Origin of the sequence: Streptomyces sp. NPDC005648, from assembly GCF_040605395.1 — a bacterium.
Lineage (GTDB): Bacteria > Actinomycetota > Actinomycetes > Streptomycetales > Streptomycetaceae > Streptomyces.
Genome location: NZ_JBEXCS010000031.1, coordinates 46,505 through 66,835, shown reverse-complemented (window position 1 = coordinate 66,835; position 20,331 = coordinate 46,505). Strand labels below are relative to the sequence as shown.

13 protein-coding genes are annotated in these 20,331 nt (G+C 71.9%); 8 read left to right on the top strand and 5 right to left on the bottom strand.

Annotated elements, in window-relative coordinates; translation table 11 throughout:
• Positions 1-86: 86 nt before the first annotated feature.
• Together ABZT17_RS19735 and ABZT17_RS19730 are read left to right on the top strand one after the other, a co-directional pair.
• Entirely contained in the window at positions 87-902 is an 816-nt protein-coding gene (locus ABZT17_RS19735; RefSeq protein WP_356350584.1) for a PaaX family transcriptional regulator C-terminal domain-containing protein, read from the top strand.
• Positions 903-1,418: 516 nt separating this feature from the next.
• On the top strand, positions 1,419-1,940 hold the full coding sequence (locus ABZT17_RS19730; protein WP_356350582.1) for a hypothetical protein: 522 nt from the start codon (positions 1,419-1,421) through the stop codon (positions 1,938-1,940).
• A 786-nt stretch (positions 1,941-2,726) separates the two neighbouring features.
• On the opposite strand, the gene ABZT17_RS19725 is transcribed toward ABZT17_RS19730, so the two are convergent.
• The gene (locus tag ABZT17_RS19725) at positions 2,727-3,080 is read right to left on the bottom strand and encodes an ANTAR domain-containing protein (RefSeq protein WP_356350580.1); all 354 of its coding nucleotides are present in this window, start codon (positions 3,078-3,080) and stop codon (positions 2,727-2,729) included.
• 123 nt (positions 3,081-3,203) lie between these two features.
• Here ABZT17_RS19725 and ABZT17_RS19720 point away from each other — a divergent pair, with 123 nt between their 5' ends.
• From ABZT17_RS19720 to ABZT17_RS19700, 5 genes are all read left to right on the top strand, one after another.
• Positions 3,204-4,154: a helix-turn-helix domain-containing protein gene (locus ABZT17_RS19720; protein ID WP_356350578.1), complete on the top strand. Its 951-nt coding sequence runs from the start codon at positions 3,204-3,206 to the stop codon at positions 4,152-4,154.
• 238 nt (positions 4,155-4,392) lie between these two features.
• Positions 4,393-9,591, top strand: coding sequence for a family 43 glycosylhydrolase (locus ABZT17_RS19715; protein ID WP_356350577.1), 5,199 nt, complete (start codon positions 4,393-4,395; stop codon positions 9,589-9,591).
• A 112-nt stretch (positions 9,592-9,703) separates the two neighbouring features.
• Complete coding sequence (locus ABZT17_RS19710; RefSeq protein WP_356350575.1) at positions 9,704-10,831, top strand: NUDIX domain-containing protein; 1,128 nt, start codon at positions 9,704-9,706, stop codon at positions 10,829-10,831.
• 88 nt (positions 10,832-10,919) lie between these two features.
• Positions 10,920-12,287 carry an MBL fold metallo-hydrolase gene (locus tag ABZT17_RS19705; RefSeq protein WP_356350574.1) on the top strand — a complete coding sequence of 456 codons (1,368 nt, stop codon included), beginning with the start codon at positions 10,920-10,922 and terminating at the stop codon, positions 12,285-12,287.
• Positions 12,284-13,027: a sulfite exporter TauE/SafE family protein gene (locus tag ABZT17_RS19700; protein WP_356350573.1), complete on the top strand. Its 744-nt coding sequence runs from the start codon at positions 12,284-12,286 to the stop codon at positions 13,025-13,027. The genes ABZT17_RS19705 and ABZT17_RS19700 overlap by 4 nt, the downstream gene beginning before the upstream one ends.
• Positions 13,028-13,039: 12 nt before the next feature.
• On the opposite strand, the gene ABZT17_RS19695 is transcribed toward ABZT17_RS19700, so the two are convergent.
• Positions 13,040-13,318 (bottom strand): metal-sensitive transcriptional regulator, encoded by a 279-nt coding sequence (locus ABZT17_RS19695; RefSeq protein ID WP_356350572.1) that lies wholly within the window; start codon positions 13,316-13,318, stop codon positions 13,040-13,042.
• A gap of 72 nt (positions 13,319-13,390) precedes the next feature.
• On the opposite strand from ABZT17_RS19695, the gene ABZT17_RS19690 reads away from it, so the two are divergent.
• A complete protein-coding gene (locus tag ABZT17_RS19690; protein WP_356350571.1) occupies positions 13,391-13,957 on the top strand; it encodes a rhodanese-like domain-containing protein in 567 nt (188 codons plus the stop codon).
• Between the two features lie 44 nt (positions 13,958-14,001).
• Here the strand turns inward: ABZT17_RS19690 and ABZT17_RS19685 are convergent, their stop codons facing one another.
• The 3 genes from ABZT17_RS19685 to ABZT17_RS19675 all read right to left on the bottom strand — a co-directional run bounded on the left by ABZT17_RS19685 (position 14,002) and on the right by ABZT17_RS19675 (position 20,040).
• Positions 14,002-17,376 carry a pyruvate carboxylase gene (locus ABZT17_RS19685; protein ID WP_356350569.1) on the bottom strand — a complete coding sequence of 1,125 codons (3,375 nt, stop codon included), beginning with the start codon at positions 17,374-17,376 and terminating at the stop codon, positions 14,002-14,004.
• A gap of 79 nt (positions 17,377-17,455) precedes the next feature.
• Complete coding sequence (locus ABZT17_RS19680) at positions 17,456-17,917, bottom strand: (2Fe-2S)-binding protein (RefSeq protein WP_356350604.1); 462 nt, start codon at positions 17,915-17,917, stop codon at positions 17,456-17,458.
• A gap of 38 nt (positions 17,918-17,955) precedes the next feature.
• The gene (locus tag ABZT17_RS19675; protein WP_356350603.1) at positions 17,956-20,040 is read right to left on the bottom strand and encodes a molybdopterin cofactor-binding domain-containing protein; all 2,085 of its coding nucleotides are present in this window, start codon (positions 20,038-20,040) and stop codon (positions 17,956-17,958) included.
• Positions 20,041-20,331 lie beyond the last annotated feature (291 nt).

Here is a 20,331-nt window from a genome sequence, read left to right as displayed (position 1 = left end):
TGGATGGCTCTGCACCGCACTGTCCGTCCTTGTTCAGCATTGCGATGCACTCTCGCAACGGCCGTCCGTGTGACATAGTCGGTTCCGTGAAGCCTCGATCGATCGTCTTCGACCTGTTCGGCGACTACGTCCGCTACCGCGGCGGCGCCGCCCGGCTGCGCACGCTCAGCGCCCTCATGGACTGCTTCGGGGTCGGTGAGAACACGGTGCGGGTGGTCCTGGCGCGGCTGCGGAAGGAGGGCTGGTTCGATGTGCGGCGGGAGGGCCGGGAGACGCTCTACTCGCTCAACAGGCGCAGCCTGCAGCTCCTCGACGAGGGCCGCTCACGCATCTTCGACCGGGCGCCGTCCGACTGGGACCGGCACTGGTACATGGTCATCTACTCGGTGCCCGAGACCGAGCGGGGCGTGCGGGACCGTATCCGCAAGGAGCTGGCCTGGCTCGGCTTCGGACCGCTGGCGCCGTCCACCTACGTCTCCCCGCACGACCGGTTGCGACAGGTGCGGGAGAAGTTCGCGGACGAGCCGGCGGTACGGCTCGACACGCTGCGCTGTCAGTCCGGCGGCCTGCCCGTCGACCGGGAGATGGCGGCCCGGAGCTGGGATCTCGCCGCCCTCAACGAGGACTACCGGGAGCTGCTGCGCACCTATCGCAGCCGGATGCCCTCGTACCGGGCGGGTCACCTCGGCCCCGAGGAGGCGCTGGTCGAGCGGATGCGGCTGACGTACGACTACCGCAAGTTCCCCTTCCGCGACCCGGACCTGCCGACCGAGCTCCTCCCGGCCGGCTGGGTGGGTCACGAGGCGCACGAGATGTTCCTGGAGGCCCATGAGGTACTCGGCCCATCGGCCGAGGCCTACTACGACGAGGTGGCCGCTCCCCGCCCCGCCCCGCACGCGTGACGGCCCGAAAACCACCCCGCCGCACGGCGTTGGCCGGCCCCGCCGCGTCTCACAGGCATGGCAACCGCACCCCCCGCCTCGCATACCCTCGCGGCGCGCGGCGACCCGAAGCCCACCCCGCCTCGCGTGCTGTAACGGCTCGAAACCCACCCGCCTCGCCGAGGTGGCGGGCCCGCCGCCTCTCACAGGCATGACGACCGCAACCCCCGCCTCGCATACCTCGCGGGGCGAGGCGACTCGAAGGCCCGCCCCGCCCCGCCAAGTTGGCGGGCCCGCCGCGTCTCACAGGCATGACGACCGCAACCCCCGCCTCGCATACCCTCGCGGGGCGAGGCGACTCGAAGGCCCGCCCCGCCCCGCCCCGCCGAGGGCATCGGGCACGGTTTTCCGGTCCGGCCGCCGGGGTCTGTGTGGCCGATGCCACGTCGGTGGGCAGGGGTCGGGCATGTCCTTCCGTCCCTGAGGCGGGCTACCGTTTCAGTCCCCTTTCCCCGCAGGCGGCTTGGACGGACCTCGGTGCTCGCAGATCTCTCCCCTCTCATCGCGGCGACCACGGAATGGCTGACGCGCGCCTATCCGGCCTGTGGCGGCGCGCTGGCCTCCGCGCTGTGCGAGGTGCAGGCCCGTCAGGCGGTGACCGTCTCGGCGTGGCTGTGCTACCCGACGGCGATGGACGCGGGACTGGTCGGTGTCGCGGGCACCGGCGGCTCGGCCGCGCTGGACCGGATCGGCGGCGCCGAGCCGGATGACCTGGCGGACGACTGGTCCTGGCGCAGCTGGGTCGACGAGGTCGTGGCCAGCTGGGCGGCCTGTCTGCTCATCGACCCCGAGTTGGCGGCGCGGGCGGTGGCGGGGCTGGCGGACGGCGAGCACACCCGCGGTACGCCGCTGGAGTTCCGGCGACTGGTCGAACCCGACGACCTCGACCGCGAGGCGGCGGCCCTGCTGCGCCACCCCGACCTGCTGGCCCCCATCGCCGACCTGCACCGCCCCCGGCTACTGACCCGCCTGGGCCCAGAACAGGCCCTCGTAGCCTGACCCAACCCCCACCTCCCGAACACCCCTCAGCCCCCAGAGCACCCATCACGGCCCACGAGCCACCCCTTCACAGCCCACGAGACACCCCTTCACGGCCGGATATCGCCTCGCCACCCGGGCACTCCACCCAACCCGAACGTCCCGCCCCATCCCGGACGCCCCGTCACGACCGGAACACCCCTCTTACGGCCACCGCGCCCCATCGGGACCCAGACGCCTCCGCACGGCCCGAACGCCCCCTTACGACCGGGAGCCCCTCACAGCCCGAGCCGCCCCGCTCACCGCCCGGGCCGCCACCCCGGCCGGACAAACCCGTTCGCAGAACCCACCGCCGGGACACCCCCTCACCGCTCAGGCCCCCTTACGCCCCAGATGCCCCTCAGCCCCAGCCGTCGCCTCACCCCCAGACGCACCGCCCCGGGCGCCCCTCACACCCGGGACGTAACCACCCACCCGAGCCACTCCGCTCACCCCGCGCCCCGCTGCCCCTCGGTCGGGCAGACCCGGTTCGCAGGCACACGCCCCCACCGCCCGGACACCCCCTCACCGCTCCGGCGTCCCTTACAGCCCAGACACCCCTTCAGACCCAGGCATCTCCTCTCGCCGCAGACACCCCTTCAGCCCCAGATATCCCCTCACCCCCCAGACCCCCGCAACGGCCCGGACGCCCCCCACCGTCCGGCCGCCCCCCCGTGCGCCGCCCGGGCACCCCCTCGTCGGCCGGGCGGGGCCTGGTCGGTGGGGTCTGCAGGGGTGGGGGGCCGAGGGGTGCTCGGAGGGTGCTGGTCATACACCCGAGGCGGCCTGTGCCGCGCAAGGGTCCTCCTGGGCGGCGCTCACCGCTGCCGTCAGCTCGGCGGCGATCTCCTCCGGCAGGTCCCCCCGGCCGGACCAGCGCAGGACGTGTGCGGCGACGCCGCGCAGCTTGGTGTTGGTGTGCTGGGAGACCTGCTGGAGAACGTCCCACGCCTCTTCCGACCCCAGGCCGTACACCACCCTGAGCACCCCGATCGCCTGGTCGACGATGGCGTGGGCGGCGAGGGCGCGGCGCAGCTGGCCGACCTCCTGCTGGAGGGCGGCGATCCTCTCCAGGAGGTCGCTGGGGTCCTGCACCCCGCGAGGACCGCTCATTTCTGTCATGCGCCACCGTTCCGTTGCATTCCACCCACCCTGGTCCGCCACGGAACGCCCGCGCGAGCCGGTGAACGAACGACGTCACAGGCGCCGGTCCACAAAACGAAGAAGCCACGTAGCCTGGAATGGATGCAGACGCTCACATTCCACAGTGACGACCTGGACCGTACCGAGGAGTTCCTCAGCCAGGCCTACGCCAGGATGCGCATCGGCAACGGCACCGCCGAGACCAGCAACACACACATCCGCCGCACCGCCATCGACTCGGTCAGCGTCGACGAGCTCGACCTGGACTTCGAGATGAGCTACGCCGTCACCCCTCTGGGCCGGATCTGTCTCTGCGTCGTCCACGAGGGCACCATCGAGGACCACGTCTACCAGGGCGTCGAGGACTCCTTCGGCCCCGGCGACGTGGTGTCGTTCGCGCCCCCGGAGCTGCCGTACGCGGGGCGGGTCTGCAGCGCCCGCTACAACATCACCATGCTGGACCCCGCCCTGCTGACCCAGGTGGCCGCGGACGCCGCCGACGGCCGGCCGGTCCGCCTGACCGGGCACCGTCCGCATTCACCCGCCGCGGCCGAGCAGCTGCGGAGCACGATCAGCTACGTACGCGACCATGTACTTGCCGTCCCCGCCGTGGCGGATCAGCCGCTGGTCGCCTCCACCGCCGCCCAGCACCTCGCCGCGAGCGTCCTCGCCGCGTTCCCCAACACGGCGTTGACCGAGCCGACCGGCACCGACCGGCAGGACGCCCACCCGGCCGCGCTGCGCCGTGCGCTGGCCTACCTGGAGGACCACGCCGACCAGCCGGTGACCGTGGCCGAGGTCGCCGCCGCGGCCCATGTCACCGTCCGCGCGCTGCAGTACGCCTTCCGCCGCCACCTGGACACCACGCCACTGGCCCATCTGCGCCGGGTCCGTCTGGCCCACGCCCACCAGGACCTCGTCTCCGCCGACCCGGGCACGGGCGCCACCGTCACGGAGATCGCGGCGCGCTGGGGCTTCTACCACGCGGGCCGTTTCGCCGCGCTCTACCGGCAGAGCTACGACCGCTCGCCGCACCGCACGCTGCACTCGTAGAGCCCTCCCTCAACACAGCCTCCGCGCCCGGCTGTTGACGACCCGCCGAACGGGTCGTTCGGCAGGTCGGACATCGTTCGAAACCTCTTGACGTTGCGCCGCACCCCGATTGACACTCTCGCAACACGAGGTCACACCGCCGAAACGATCAGCGCCCGCCGTCGAGGCGCCCGTTGCCGGCTCGCTCCCCCATGCCTTGCTCGCCCCCCGTCAGCCATGCCTCAGCAGGGAACCCCACATGACCTACTTCGTACGTCCGCGCCCTCGCGCGAGACGCCGGGCGGGCCGCTTCGCCGGTCTGGCCGCCGTCTCGCTGCTCCTGGGTCTCGCCGCTCCGCTCTCCCCCGCGCGGGCGGCGGACCCCACGGACGTCACCGACGGACTGGCCCTCTGGTACAAGCTGGACGGCGCCTCCGGCACCAGCGTCACCGACGCCTCCGGCCACGGCCGTGACGGCACGGTCAACGGCACCGCCGACTGGTCGGCCACCGGTCAGGGGCTCGCCTTCGACGGTTCCGGCACCTACATCAAGGTGCCGGACGACGTCATGAAGGGCATGGACGCGATCACGGTCTCGACGGACGTGCTGATCGACTCCGCGCAGGCCTCGCCGTACTTCATCTACGGCTTCGGCAACTCCAGCGGCTCCAACGGCAACGGCTATCTCTTCACGACCGGCAACTCGCTGCGCACCTCGATCGCGACCGGCAACTGGTCGACGGAGCAGACCACCAGGCCGGGCGACTCGCACAACCTGACGCGCGGGGTGTGGAAGCGCCTCACCTACACCCAGAACGGCAACACCGGTGTCCTGTACGAGGACGGAGCGGAGGTCGGCCGGAACACCTCGGTCACCATCACCCCCGGCTCGATCGGCTCCGGCGCCACCACGGCCAACTACATAGGCAGGTCGCTGTATTCGGGCGACAGGCTCTTCAAGGGCCGTATCCGGGACTTCCGGGTCTACGACCGCGCGCTCACCGCCTCCGAAGTCGAGCGGCTCGCCCTCCCCGTCGACACCCAGGGTGTCGCCGACGACAAGGCCGCGCTGAGCCTGGGCGACACCAGCGCCGTCACCGCCGACCTGGACCTGCCCAAGACCGGTACGGCGGGCGGCAGTTCGATCAGCTGGGCCAGTGACGACACCTCCGTCGTCTCCGGCTCCGGCAAGGTCACCCGCCCCACCGCCGGCCGCCCCGCCGCCCACGCCACACTCACGGCGACCCTGAAGAAGGGCACCGTCACCGACACCAAGTCCTTCGACGTGACGGTCCTGCCGGACTTCGACGACCGGACGGCCACCGAGAAGGCCGCGGAGAGCCTCGTCGTCCACGACGTCGACGACGTGCGCGGCAACCTCACCCTGCCCGCCCGAGGCGACTACGGCACCGACGTCACCTGGTCCTCCGCGAACCCGGACGTCGTCTCCGCCGACGGCGGCGTCCACCGCCCCGCGCACGGGGACGGCGCCACCACCGTCGACCTGACCGCCACCGTCGCCAAGGGCGAGGCACGGGCCACCCGCACCTTCACCGCGAAGGTCCCCGAACTCCCGAAGAAGGAAGCCCTCAAGGGCTATGTGTTCAGCTACTTCACCGGCGAGGGCACCGAGGACGGCGAGCAGATCTACAACGCCCTCAGCAAGGGCGACGACCCGCTGCACTGGCGGGAGTTGAACGACGGCAGGCCCGTGCTGACCTCCACACTGGGCGAGAAGGGCCTGCGCGACCCGTTCATCATCCGCTCCCCCGAGGGCGACAAGTTCTACCAGATCGCCACCGACCTGAGGATCTACGGCAACGGCGACTGGGACGCCGCCCAGCGCACCGGCAGCAAGTCCATCATGGTCTGGGAGTCCACCGACCTCGTCCACTGGACCGACCAGCGCCTGGTGAGGATCTCCCCCGACAGCGCGGGCAACACCTGGGCACCCGAGGCGTTCTACGACAGCAGGCTCGGCGAGTACGTCGTCTTCTGGGCGTCGAAGCTGTACGACGACGCCGACCACTCCGGCGACACGTACAACCGCATGATGTACGCGACCACCCGCGACTTCTACACCTTCAGTGAGCCCAAGGTCTGGATCGACCGCGGCTGGTCGGTCATCGACTCCACGATGATCCAGAACAACGGCACCTACTACCGCCTCTCGAAGGACGAGCGCGACAACAGCTCCTCCACGCCCAACAGCAAGTTCGTCTTCGAGGAGAAGAGCGACTCGATCCTGGGTGGTTGGGACCCGGTCGCCGAGGGCATCGGCAAGGGCGCGATGAGTGCCGCCGAGGGCCCGTTGGTGTTCAAGTCCAACACCGAGGACAAGTGGTACGCGTTCCTGGACGAGTTCGGCGGTCGCGGCTACATCCCCTTCGAGACAACCGACCTCGACTCCGGCCGATGGACCCCCGTCACCGGCTACGACCTCCCGGCCAAGCCGCGCCACGGCACGGTCCTGCCGGTCACCCAGGCCGAGTACGACCGGCTGCTGCGTGCCTACCAGCCCGACCAGCTGGTGGAGGGCGTCCAGGACGTGACGGTGAAGACGCGCGTCGGCGCGGCCCCGGTCCTGCCGGCCACCGTCATCGCCACGTACGCCGACGGCGTCGAGCGCCCCGTCGCCGTCACCTGGGACGACGTACCGGAGTCCGCGTACGCCCGGCCCGGCACCTTCACGGTCACGGGCAGTCTCCCGGACGGCGCCGCGATCCCGGTCCGCGCCCGGGTCACGGTGGACGAGCAGGGCGCCGACGTCCCCGCCGACCTGCTTCTGCGCTACGACTTCGACGAGACGTCCGGCAACATCGCGGTCGACTCCAGCGGCCACGGCTACCACGGCACCTACGTCCGTACGCCCGACTTCGGCACCGGAGTGCACGGCGGCTCGTTCAGGATGTCCGGCGACTCCGCCACCTCGCCGTACGTGAAGATCCCGAACGGTGTGCTGAGGAACGCCGACAGTGTCACCGTGTCCGCGTACGCCAAGTGGAAGGGCGGTCAGAGCTTCCAGTGGCTGTTCGGGCTCGGCCCCGACAGCGACAAGTACCTGTTCACCACGCCCTCCAACGGCGGCTCCAGCCTCTACTCGGCCATCACCAAGGCGAGTTGGTCGGCCGAGTCCAAGCTGACCGGCGGCTCCCGGCTCACGCCCGGCGAGTGGCACCACGTCACGGTGACGCTCGACGGCTCCACCGGCACGATGGTCCTCTACTCGGACGGCGTCGAAGTGGCCCGTACGACGACCACCATCAAGCCGTCCGAGCTGTACGACGCGAACAAGGACTACTCCGGCTACATCGGGCGCTCCCTCTACTCGGCCGACCCGTACTTCGGCGGCGAGGTCGACGACTTCCGCATCTACGACCGGGCGCTGTCGGCCGCGGAGGTCATGGAGCTCAGCGGCAACACGGCCGGCATCGCCCAGGCGACCGTGTCCGGCGCCAAGGTCGACCCGATCATCGACGACGCCGACGGCAAGATCACCCTCCCGATGCGGGAGGGCACCGATCTCACCTCCCTGGCACCGGAGTTCACCCTCGCCCACGGCGCCGCGATCAGCCCGGCCTCGGGCAGCGTGCAGGACTTCAGCAAGCCGGTGACGTACGAGGTGACCGGCTCCGACGGCACCAGACGCAGCTGGACGGTCTCGGCGCTCGTCATGAGGAGCCCGGTCCTGCCGGGGCTCAACGCCGACCCGAACATCGTCCGTTTCGGCGACACCTTCTACCTCTACCCGACCGGCGACGGCTACGACGGCTGGAGCGGCACCCAGTTCAAGGCGTACTCCTCGACCGACCTGGTCCACTGGAAGGACCACGGTGTCATCCTCGACCTCGGTCCGGACGTCTCCTGGGCGGACAGCCGGGCCTGGGCTCCGACGATCGCCGAGAAGAACGGCAAGTACTACTTCTACTTCTGCGCCGACGCCAACATCGGTGTCGCCGTCTCCGACTCGCCGACCGGCCCCTTCAAGGACGCCCTCGGTCAACCACTGTTGAAGGCGGGCGAGTTCAGCGGGCAGATGATCGACCCGGCGGTCTTCACGGACGACGACGGCCGGTCGTACCTCTACTTCGGCAACGGCCACGCCTACGTCGTCCCGCTGAACGACGACATGACGTCCCTCGACACCGCGAAGGTCGAGGACATCACCCCGAGCGGCTACAACGAGGGTTCCTTCGTCATCAAGCGCGAGGGCACCTACTACCTCATGTGGTCGGAGAACGACACCCGGGACGAGAACTACCGGGTCGCCTACGCCACCGGCCCCTCCCCCACCGGCCCCTGGACCAAGCGGGGCGTGATCCTCTCCAAGGATCTCTCGCTCGGTATCAAGGGCACCGGTCACCACAGTGTCGTCCACGTCCCGAACACCGACGACTGGTACATCGCCTACCACCGGTTCGCCATCCCGGGCGGTGACGGCACCCATCGCGAAACCACCATCGACAAGATGGAGTTCGACTCCGACGGCCTGATCGAGAAGGTCGTACCGACCCTGACGAGCATCGACCCGGTGACCATCGTGCACTCCGGTGGCGACGCCGGTGGCAAGGAGGGCGACGCGATCGCCCTGAACGGCACCATCTCCGGTGCGGGCAGCCCGAGTTGGACGGTCGAGAAGGGAGCGCCCTGCTCCTTCGCCGACCCCTCGTCCGCGAGGACCACGATCACCTGCACCGACGACGGCACGTTCACGGCCACCCTGACCGGAGGCCGCAGCCACGACACGGCGACCGTCACGGTGAGCAACGCGGCGCCGGCCATCACCACCGTCGAGGGTCCGCGCTCCGCGGTCCCGGTCGGCCGACGAGCCGTCGTCGAAGCCGAGTTCACCGACCCGGGCACCGGCGACACCCACACCTGCGCGGTCGACTGGAAGGACGGCAGCGCCCCGCGGCCCGGCACGGTCACGGCCTCCGGCTGCCGCGCCGAGCACATCTACACCAGGGCCGGCATCCGCCGTCCCGTCGTCACCGTCACCGACGACGACGGCGGCACGGACAGCAGGACGCTCCCCGAGCTGGTCGCCTACGACCGCCTCGCCGGGCCCGTGTTCGGCACCGGCGTCTTCACCTCACCGGCCGGCGCCTACCCGGCCGGGCCGGACCTCACGGGCAGGGCCGCCTTCTTCTTCACGGCCTTCTACGCCGAGGGAGCCACCACCCCGACCGGTCAGGCCTCCCTCGAACTCGGCTCGGCCAGGCTCCAGTTCCGCTCCACCGGCTCCGACTGGCTCGTGGTCACCGGCTCCCGGGCCGTCTACCAGGGCTCCGGCACGGTCAACGGCACCGGCGGCTACGCCTTCCGTATCACCGCGACCGCCGCTCCGGACAGCTTCCGCATCAGGATCTGGAAGAGGTCCGGCGGCGATGTCCTCTACGAAAACGCCACCAGCCCCAAGCTCATGGGCTTCGTCAGCATCGGCGACCCCAGGCGGTAGGCCGGGCGGTAGGCCGGGCGCACCCGGGGCCTGAGGCTCCGGGTGCGCCCGTTCGCACACCCACGGGTAGGACTCCCTGTTCGGACGGACCGATCAGGCAAGGAGCCTCACCGTGGGAGACACGACACGCGACGAGTGGGACGCCCACTACGCGAGCGGCAGGACCTTCAGCGCACTGCGCGACTGGGAGCGGGAGTTGCTCGCCGCGCACGTCCCCGCCCCCGAGGGCGGCGGCCTCGCCCTCGACGCCGGCTGCGGACTGGGGGAACTGGCCCGCCACCTCGCCAAGGCCGGTTACCACGTCGACGCCGTGGACCACGCCCCGGCAGCCCTCGCGATGGCCGAGGCCGCCGGGGCCGGCGTCGGAGCCGCCCGAGTCTCGGGTGAAGGGCCGGTGGTCTACCGCCTCTTCGACATCGAGCGCGACTCGCTCGACCAACTCCCGCATCCCGCCTATGACTTGATCTCCTTTCGGCTCAGCTGGGCCTTCGTCCACGACCGCACGCGTCTGCTGAACCGGCTGCGCGAGCGGCTCCGCCCCGGCGGCGCCCTCTGCGTGATCACGCCCGTCGCCGAGTCCGTGCCGGACGACAAGCGGGGCATCGCCCTCGACGCGGCCGAACTCGACCTGCTGTGCGCGGGCTGGACGGTCGTCGAGCGCCACGCCGTGGACGGCCTGGCCCTCGTGATCCTGCGCGACCCCGTCCCCGCGAAAGCCGTCCCCCCGAAAGCCGTCCCCGCGAAGACCGTGACCGCGAAGGCCACGACCGCCGACAAGGGCCGTCCCTCCCCGCACGCCCTCACCGGCGCGGGAGTGGTTGTCACCGACCCGGCCGGGCGGATCCTGCTCGGCTGGTCGGTGCGCGGGGTGTGGGAGCTGCCCGGCGGCAAGAACGACGCGGGCGAGGACTTCCTCGACGCGGCGGTGCGCGAGCTGGCGGAGGAGACAGGGCTGGAGGCGGACCGCGACGCGGCCCGGGTGCCGGCCCTGCTGATGGACTCCGCCCACGGCATGCCCCGCCTCACGGCCGCCGTCCACGTCACCTCGTACCGGGGCGCTCCCGTCGTCAAGGAGCCCCACCTCATCCACCGCTGGGAGTGGCACGAGCCCGCCGACCTGCCCCGGCTCGCCCAGCCCCTGTTCACCCCGAGCGCCCATGTCATCGATGTCGTCCGGCCCGGTCTGCTGACGGGCCTGCCACCCGTCCACCGGTATCCGGTCGCCTCCGGCAGTCTCTGAAAGCACCTCTGAAAATACCCCCCTGGGTATATCTGCTACCGTGGTGAACGGATACCCCGGGGGGTAATTTTCCAAGAGGGAGAGAGCCGTGTTCTTTGTCGACGTGCTGGAGACCCAGGGGCTGGGCAACCGCAGCTATCTGGCCGGAGGTGCCGGGGCCGCGGTGGTCGTCGATCCACCGCGGGACGTCGACCGGGTGATCGCCGCGGCCGCCCGGCGGGGCGTGCGGATCGTGGCCGTCGCCGAGACCCATGTCCACAACGACTACGTGACGGGCGGCCTGGAGCTGGCCCGGCTGACCGGGGCGCGGTACCTGGTGCCGGCCGGCGCCGAGGTGGCGTACGCGCGGGTGGCGGTCGCCGACGGGGATGCCGAGCCGGTCGACGAGGGGCTGGTGCTGCGGGCGGTGGCCACTCCCGGGCACACCCCGCACCACACCTCGTACGTGCTGGAGGAGGACGGGCGGGCGGTGGCCGCCTTCACCGGGGGCTCACTGCTGATCGGCAGCGTCGGACGGCCCGATCTGGTGGAGCCCCGGCTGACCGAGCCGCTCGCCCGAGCGCAGCACGCCTCGGTCCACCGGCTCGCCGCCGAGCTGTCCGACGAGGTGACGGTCCTGCCCACGCACGGTTTCGGCAGCTTCTGCGCCTTGGCCGGGGCGGGTGGCGCGCACAGCACGATCGGCACCGAGAAGGCCTCGAATCCGGCGCTGCTGCGGGACGTGGACACGTTCGTGAAGGAACTGCTGGCCGGGCTCGACGACGTTCCCGCGTACTACGCGCACATGGGCCCCGCCAACGCAGGCGGCCCCGCCCCGGTGGACCTGAGCCCGCCCCGGCGTGCCGACGCGGACGAGATCCGGCGGCGGCTCGCGGCCGGTGAGTGGGTCGTGGATCTGCGCGGCCGGGTGGCGTTCGCCGCCGGGCATGTGGCGGGGGCGGTCAACTTCGAGGCCGACGGGCAGCCGGCCACTTATCTGGCGTGGCTGATCCCGTGGGGCAAGCCGGTGACGCTGCTCGCGGAGAGTACCGAGCAATTGGCCTATGCCCAGCGGGAGTTGACGCGGGTGGGCATCGACCGGCCGGCCGCGGCGGCCGTCGGCTCGCCGGCCGACTGGGTCACGGACGGGGCCCGGCCCGCTTCCTTCCCGCGTGCCACGTTCGCCGAGCTGGCCGCGGCGCGACGGCGGGGAGAGGAGTTCACGGTGCTCGATGTGCGCCGGGACACCGAGCGTGCGGGCGGCTGGATCGAGGGCAGTGTGCACATCCCGGTGCACCAGATCCACCGGCGTCTGTCCGAGGTACCCGGCGGCCCGCTGTGGGTGCACTGCGCGGGCGGGATGCGCGCGGCCATCGCCGCGTCCCTGCTCGACGCGGCCGGGCGGGACGTGGTCGCCGTCGACGACGGGTTCGCCGCGGCGGCCGAGGCCGGTCTCCCGCTCGTGTCCGCCATATGACCGCGTTCGTCCTGGCCCTCGCCGCCGGGGCCGTCGTCGGTCTCGCCCTGGGCGCGCTGGGGGCGGGCGGCAGCATCCTGACCGTCCCCGCGCTGATCTATCTGCTCGGCTTCGGTCCGGCCGCGGCGACCACCGCGGGGCTCGTCATCGTGATCGTCACGTCGCTCACCGCGCTTGTGGCGCATGCGCGCGCGGGCGCCGTGCGCTGGCGGGCCGGCGGGCTCTTCGCGGCGGCCGGGCTGCTGCCCGCGGCCGGGGCGGGGGCGCTGTCCGCGCAGATCCCCGAGGCCGTGCTCACTCTCGCGTTCGCGCTGCTGGCCGCGCTCGCCGCGGCGAAAATGCTGCTCCGCCGGATGCCGCACGCGAGCGGGAGGGTGTCCGGGGTCCGTGCCGCCACGGCAGGCGCCGGACTGGGCGCGGTGACCGGGTTCCTCGGGGTCGGCGGCGGTTTCCTCGCCGTACCGGCGCTGGTGACCGTGCTGGCCGTGCCGATGGGCGCGGCGGTGGGCACCAGCCTGCTGGTCATCGTCGCCAACGCGCTGGTGGCCCTCACGGCCCGCGCCTTCACCGCCGTGACCCTGGACTGGACGCTGATGACGCCGTTCCTGGCGACCGCCGTGCTCGGGGCGTGGGACGGCAAGCGGCTGGCCGCGAAGGTCTCGCCCGCGGTGCTGCAGCGGGTCTTCGGTGCCGTGCTGCTGGCGGTGGCCGTCGCCATGGGTGCGACAGCCCTGCTGTGAACCCGCCGCCCCTCAGGCCAGCGACAGGAACAGCTTCTCCAGCCGCGCCCGCATCTGGGTCGAGTCCCGGACCTCCGGGTCGTCGCTGGTCATGCACTGTTCGAGCCCGGTCGCGATGATCGAGAACCCGGCCCGGTCCAGCGCCCGCGACACGGCGGCGAGCTGGGTGACGACGTCCTCGCAGTCCCGGCCCTCCTCGATCATCCGGATCACGCCCGCCAGCTGACCCTGGGCGCGCCGCAGCCGGTTGAGCGCCGACTTGAGCTCCTCGGCCGACATGTCGAGTTGCACGCTTCCTCCTCCTACATACCCCCACGGGTATCGTACCCGCTGGGTGAACACCCCACCGAAAGGTTCTGTTCCGTGCCCACCCCCATCACCCTGACCACCGCCCAGGCCTTCGCCCGCCTCGGCGAACTCACCCTCGTCGACGTCCGGACCCCCGGCGAGTACGCGGGCGGCCATCTCCCCGGCGCCCACAACATCCCCCTGGACCGGCTCGACGAGGCCGCCGAGGTCCTCAGGGCGGTCCCGGGCCCGCTGCTGATCGTATGCCGGTCCGGGGCCCGCTCGGCCAAGGGCTGCGAGCGGCTGGCCGCGCTCGGCATCGAGGCGGCCACGCTGGACGGAGGCACCGGCGCCTGGGCGGCGGCCGGGCATCCGCTGGAACACCCGGCCGGGGCCCGCGCGCCCTGGCCGATGGACCGCCAGGTCCGTCTCGTCGCCGGTGCGCTGGTCCTGGCCGGTTTCACGGCGGGCCTCGCCCGGCCGCGGGCGCACTGGCTGTCGGGGCTGATCGGGGCGGGCCTGGCCTTCTCCGGCGCGACGAACACCTGCGGCATGGCGACCGTGCTGGGCAGGCTGCCGCACAACCGGCCGCCGAAGGACACGGCGTCCCTGGAGGAGACCCTGCTGCGGCTGACGGCCTGAACGGACGGCGGCCCCCGCACCCGGCGGGGGCCGCTCACGCCCGCTCAGCCGATCTCGACCAGCAGGTCACCGCCCTCCACCTGCTGGATGCGGTTGATGGCCAGCCGGCTGACGCGCCCGGCCTTGGCCGCGGTGATCGCGGCCTCCATCTTCATCGCCTCGATGGTGGCCACCGTCGCCCCCGCGTCCACCTCGTCGCCCTCGGCCACCGCGAGGGTCACCACACCGGCGAACGGCGCCGCGACATGACCGGAGTTGGAGCGGTCGGCCTTCTCCGTCACCGGGATGTCGGAGGCGGCGGCGGTGTCGCGGACCTGGATCGGCCGGAGCTGGCCGTTCAGGGTGGACATCACGGTCCGCATACCGCGCTCGTCGGCCTCACCGACCGCCTCCAGCTCGATCAGCAGCCGCACGCCGGGCTCCAGGTCGACGGCGTACTCCTTGCCCGGGCGCAGACCGTAGAAGAAGTCCTTGCTGTCCAGGACGCTGGTGTCGCCGTAGGCCGCGCGGTGGGTGTCGTACTCGCGCGTCGGGCCGGGGAAGAGCAGGCGGTTGAGGGTGGCGCGGGGCTCCTTGGCGAGGCCCTCGCGGTCCTCCGCCGTCAGCTCCTGCACCGGCCTGGGCTCCGCGCGGCCCTCCAGGGCCTTGCTGCGGAAGGGCTCCGGCCAGCCGCCGGGCGGGGTGCCGAGCTCGCCGCGCAGGAAGCCGATCACCGAGTCGGGGATGTCGAACCTGTTCGGCGCCGCCTCGAAGTCCTCCGGCGGTACACCGGCGCCGACGAGATGCAGGGCCAGGTCGCCGACCACCTTCGAGGACGGGGTGACCTTGACCAGCCGGCCGAGCATACGGTCGGCGGCCGCGTACAGGTCCTCGATCTCCTCGAAGCGGTCGCCGAGACCGAGGGCCACGGCCTGGGTGCGCAGGTTGGAGAGCTGGCCGCCGGGGATCTCGTGGTGGTAGACCCGCCCCGTGGGCGAGGCGAGGCCCGCCTCGAAGGGGGCGTAGATCTTGCGGACGCTCTCCCAGTACGGCTCCAGGTCGCCGACGGCCTGGAGATCCAGGCCGGTCGGCCGGTCCGAGTGGTCGGTCGCGGCGACGATCGCCGAGAGGGAGGGCTGGGAGGTCGTACCGGCCATCGACGCGACCGCGCCGTCCACCGCGTCCGCGCCCGCCTGGATCGCGGCCAGGTAGGTGGCCAGCTGACCGCCCGCCGTGTCGTGCGTGTGCAGGTGCACCGGCAGGTCGAACTCGCGGCGCAGCGCCGACACCAGCTTCGCGGCGGCCGGGGCGCGCAGCAGTCCCGCCATGTCCTTGACGGCCAGGACATGGGCGCCCGCGTCGACGATCTGCTCGGCGAGCCGCAGGTAGTAGTCGAGCGTGTACAGCCGCTCGTTCGGGTCGGACAGGTCCGAGGTGTAGCAGAGCGCCACCTCGGCGATCGCCGTGCCCGTCTCGCGTACGGCGTCGATGGCGGGCCGCATCTGGCCGACGTCGTTGAGGGCGTCGAAGATCCGGAAGATGTCGATGCCGGTGGCGGCGGCCTCCTGCACGAAGGCGTCGGTCACCTCGGTCGGGTACGGGGTGTAGCCAACGGTGTTGCGGCCGCGCAGCAGCATCTGGAGGCAGATGTTGGGGACCGCCTCGCGCAGTGCGGCCAGCCGCTCCCACGGGTCCTCGGCGAGGAAGCGCAGGGCGACGTCGTAGGTGGCGCCGCCCCAGCACTCCAGGGACAGCAGCTCGGGGAGCGTACGGGCGACCACCGGCGCGACGGCCAGCAGGTCCTTCGTCCGTACCCGGGTGGCCAGCAGTGACTGGTGGGCGTCGCGGAAGGTGGTGTCGGTGATGCCGATGGTCGGCGACTCGCGCAGCCGGCGGGCGAAGCCCTCGGGGCCGAGTTCGACCAGGCGCTGGCGAGAGCCGGGGGCGGGTTCGCCGGCGGGCAGCGGGGGCAGTTTGGTGGTGGGCTCGATCAGGTCGGGGCGCTCGCCGTGCGGCTTGTTGACCGTGACGTCGGCGAGGTAGGTCAGCAGCTTGGTGCCGCGGTCCGCCGAGGAGCGGGCGGTCAGCAGGTGCGGGCGCTCCTCGATGAACGAGGTCGTCACCCGCCCGGCCTGGAAGTCCGGATCGTCCAACACGGCTTGCAGGAACGGGATGTTGGTGGCCACACCACGGATGCGGAACTCGGCGACGGCACGCCGGGCCCGTCCGATCGCGGCCTTGAAGTCCCGTCCCCGGCAGGTCAGTTTGACCAGCATCGAGTCGAAGTGCGCGCTGATCTCCGTACCGGCGTGGGTGGTTCCGCCGTCGAGCCGGATGCCCGAACCGCCCGGCGAGCGGTAGGCGCTGATCCGGCCGGTGTCCGGGCGGAAGCCGTTGGCGGGGTCCTCGGTGGTGATACGGCACTGGAGGGCCGCGCCGTGCAGCTTCACGGTCTCCTGGGAGAGCCCGAGGTCGGCGAGGGTCTGGCCGGAGGCGATGCGCAACTGGGCCTGGACGAGGTCGACGTCGGTGACCTCCTCGGTGACCGTGTGCTCGACCTGGATGCGCGGGTTCATCTCGATGAAGACATGGTTGCCGTCGCGGTCGAGGAGGAACTCGACGGTGCCGGCGTTGCGGTAGCCGATCTCGCGGGCGAAGCGGACGGCGTCGGCGCAGATACGGTCGCGCAGGGCCGGGTCGAGGTTGGGCGCGGGCGCCATCTCGATGACCTTCTGGTGGCGGCGCTGGAGGGAACAGTCGCGCTCGAAGAGGTGGATGACGTTGCCCTCGCCGTCGGCGAGGATCTGCACCTCGATATGGCGGGGGTCCACGACGGCCTTCTCCAGGAAGACGGTCGAGTCGCCGAAGGCGGAGGCGGCCTCGCGGGAGGCGGCCTCGATCGACTCGCGCAGCGCGGCCGGGTTCTCGACGCGGCGCATTCCGCGCCCGCCGCCGCCGGCCACCGCCTTCACGAACACCGGGAAGCCGATCTCCTCGGCGGCGCGCACGAGTTCGTCGACATCGGTGGAGGGCTGGGAGGAGCCGAGCACCGGGACGCCGGCCGCGCGGGCGGCGGCCACGGCGCGCGCCTTGTTGCCGGTCAGCTCCAGAGTCTGCGCGCTGGGCCCGACGAAGGTGATGCCGGCTTCCTCGCAGGCCTTGGCCAGCTCGGGGTTCTCGGAGAGGAAGCCGTAGCCGGGGTAGACGGCGTCCGCGCCGGCCTGGCGTGCGGCGCGCACGATCTCCTCGACCGACAGATAGGCCCGCACCGGATGTCCGGGCTGGCCGATCTCATAGGCCTCGTCGGCCTTGAGCCGGTGCAGCGAGTTGCGGTCCTCGTGCGGGAAGACGGCGACCGTCCTCGCGCCCAGCTCGTAGCCGGCGCGAAATGCCCTGATCGCGATCTCACCACGGTTGGCGACCAGCACCTTGCGGAACATCGCCGCTCCCTTCAGCCTGCCGATGGACGTCCCCCATGGTGTCGGTGGCATGGGGTTCTGGCCATGTGAGCCGGGCCACTCAAGGAGTGATTTTCGCCGCTGCTTTGTTGATCGCCTCACGGATACGGGTGTACGTGCCGCACCGGCAGACGTTCTCGATGCGGTCGATGTCCGCGTCGCTCGGGTGGGGCGTCCTCTTCAGCAGGGCCGCCGCCGCCATGATCTGTCCGGGCTGGCAGAAGCCGCACTGGGCGACGTCGCAGTCCAGCCAGGCCTCCTGCACGGGGTGCAGGGTGTCGCCGTCGGCGAGTCCCTCGATGGTGGTGACCGTGCGGCCCGCGCAGTCCCTCACCTTTACGGTGCAGGGCTGGATCTCCTCCCCGTCGAGATGGCTGGTGCAGGCCCGGCAGACGCCGATACCGCAGCCGTACTTGGGGCCGGTGACATGCAGCAGGTCCCGCAGCACCCACAACAGCGGCATGTCGGTCGGGGCCTCGACGGTGACCTTCTCGCCGTTGAGGTCGAAGGAGTAGGACGGCATCGGCACCTTCTCGAAGAGGGTCGGACGGGGCAAGGGGGTCAGAAGTTGATCGGGAAGCGGCGGGGCCGGGTGCCGGTGGCCCGCGCGTAGGCGTTGGCCACGGCCCCGGACGCGGCGGGGACACCGAGCTCGCCCGCGCCTCCGGGCTCCCCCGTCGACGGCATGATGTGCGCCTCGAAGTGCAGCGGGGCATGCCGCTGCCTGGCCCAGTGGAAGTCGGAGAAGCTGCCCTCGCGCACGGCACCCCGGTCGATGTGCAGTCCGGCGCTCAGGATGGTGGAGATCCCGTCGACGGTCGCTCCCATCAGCTGGGCCTCCAGACCGCGCGGGTTGACGGCCGTGCCGACGTCGGCGGCCATCACCACCTTGGTGACCCGGGGGTTCTTCGGGTCCTCGGCGTCGATCTCGACGAGACAGGCCACGCAGGACCCGTACTCCTGGTGCACGGCGACCCCCTGCCCGTGCCCGGCGGGCAGCGTCCGCCCCCACTCCCCCGCCTCGGCGGCCTTGTCCAGTACGGCCCTCACCGCCTTGTCGCGCAGTGTCGTACGACGGAAGGCGACCGGGTCCTTTCCCAGGCCGCGGGCGACCTCGTCGACGACGATCTCCTCCGCGGCCCGCATCGTCCCGGAGTTCACGGACCGCCAGGCACCGAGCGGGATCGGCAGTTCGATGCCGCCCGAATCGCCGGAGATCCGGCCGAAGTCGTAGAGGCCGGAGTCGCTGGGCAGAGGAGCGGAGGCGGGCCGTACGGAGGCGGGCCGTACGAAGGAGGCCCGGGTGACGCTCGCTCCCTCGGACTCGCCGACCGAGGCCATCATGTGGCTGAAGGCCACCACCCGGCCGTCCTTGTGGCTGGCGCGGACGCGGTGATGGCTGGCCGGGCGCATCCGGCCGTGCCGGGTGTCGTCGTTGCGGCTCCACATCAGCTTGACCGGCCGTTTCGCCGCCTTGGAGACCAGGGCCGCCTCGATGGCGGCGTCGTAGTGGAGCCGCCGTCCGAAGGAGCCGCCGCCGCGCAGGACATGGACGGTGACCTCGGATGCGGGGAGTCCGAGCGCGGAGGCGATGGTGCCCCGGGCGTCCATCGGCGTCTGGGAGGAGAACCAGATCTCCGCCCGGTGGGCGCGGACGTCGGCGATCGCGGTGAGCACCTCCATCGGGGCGTGGCTGACGAAGGCGAACTCGAACTCGCCCTCGACCTGCGTCGATCCCCGCGGCGGGCTGCCCTGCGCCGGCACCGCGGCCCGCAGCCGGGAGCGGATCCCGGCGTCGGACAGGGACGCCATCGGCCCCGGTGCCCACTTGATCCTCAGGGCGTCCCGGGCGGTGAACGCGTGGTGGAAGGTCTCGGCCACGACGGCGACCCCGCCGGGGACCCGCACCACGGCATGCACACCCGGCAGGGCCCGGGCCGCGCGGTCGTCGACCGAGACGAGCTTTCCGCCGAGGGTGGGCGGTCTGGCCACCACGGTGGGCTTGGCGCCCGCCACGTTCAGGTCGCCGGTGTACCTGGCCTTGCCGGTGACGAGGTCCCGGGCGTCGATCCGGTTCGTGGGCTTCCCGATCAGCCGGTGCGCGGCGGCCGGTTTGGGTTCGGCGGACACGGCCGTACGACGGATCCTGGCGGCGCTCGCGCTGAGCGAGCCGAAGGTGGCGGTGCGGCCGTCCGGGGCGACGACCAGGGTGTCGCGGGTGCGCAGGCTCCGAGCGGGCAGGTGCCAGCGGCGCGCGGCGGCGGTGACGAGTCTGGCGCGCGCGGTGGCGGCGAGCTGCCGTGCGGGGCCGTAGAGGGAACTGACCGAGTTGGAGCCGCCGGTGGACTGGTTGCCCTTGGTGCGGGCGTCCGCGAGGGGGATGTCGACGTCGGCGAGACGGGCGTCCAGCTCCTCGGCGATCATGACGGCGACGGCGGTGGTGACGCCCTGGCCCAGCTCGACCCGGGGCAGTCGTACGACGACCCTGTTGGCCGGGGTGACCTCCAGGACCAGCATCTCCTCGTCCGTGCCGGTCACCACGGTGTCGGACGGGCCGCGGACCGGCTCCGAACCCTCGGCCGTCGAGGTGTCGCAGCCGAGCGGGGCGGCGACGGTGAGCGTCGCGGCCGACAGGGAGTAGACCATGAACTTCCGGCGGGACACCCCGGAGGTTTCGCTGTCGTCCACCACTCGCTCCTCGGGTCCGGGCACCATGCGTCAACCGGTATGAGGCACCGGGGGCCTTGTGGGTTCCCTGCGGCATGCCGGCGCGCCGACCGCTTCGGGTCCGGCCCGGACGGGTTGCCCCCATCTGCCCCGCGCCGTCCGTAGGCTCTGCGTGCGCAGGGGAACCGCGCGGTGGACGATCCGACCCCACCACCCGTTCCACCACCCGTTCCCACCACCCGCTCCCACCTCCTGTCCCCACCACACAAC

Excerpts from the sequence above, each read along its gene's own strand:
- ABZT17_RS19725 (WP_356350580.1), bottom strand. The coding sequence starts at position 3,080 with ATGACAGAAATGAGCGGTCCTCGCGGGGTGCAGGACCCCAGCGACCTC.
- ABZT17_RS19720 (WP_356350578.1), top strand. The coding sequence starts at position 3,204 with ATGCAGACGCTCACATTCCACAGTGACGACCTGGACCGTACCGAGGAG.
- ABZT17_RS19715 (WP_356350577.1), top strand. The coding sequence starts at position 4,393 with ATGACCTACTTCGTACGTCCGCGCCCTCGCGCGAGACGCCGGGCGGGC.
- ABZT17_RS19700 (WP_356350573.1), top strand. The coding sequence starts at position 12,284 with ATGACCGCGTTCGTCCTGGCCCTCGCCGCCGGGGCCGTCGTCGGTCTC.
- ABZT17_RS19685 (WP_356350569.1), bottom strand. The coding sequence starts at position 17,376 with ATGTTCCGCAAGGTGCTGGTCGCCAACCGTGGTGAGATCGCGATCAGG.
- ABZT17_RS19680 (WP_356350604.1), bottom strand. The coding sequence starts at position 17,917 with ATGCCGTCCTACTCCTTCGACCTCAACGGCGAGAAGGTCACCGTCGAG.
- ABZT17_RS19675 (WP_356350603.1), bottom strand. The coding sequence starts at position 20,040 with ATGGTCTACTCCCTGTCGGCCGCGACGCTCACCGTCGCCGCCCCGCTC.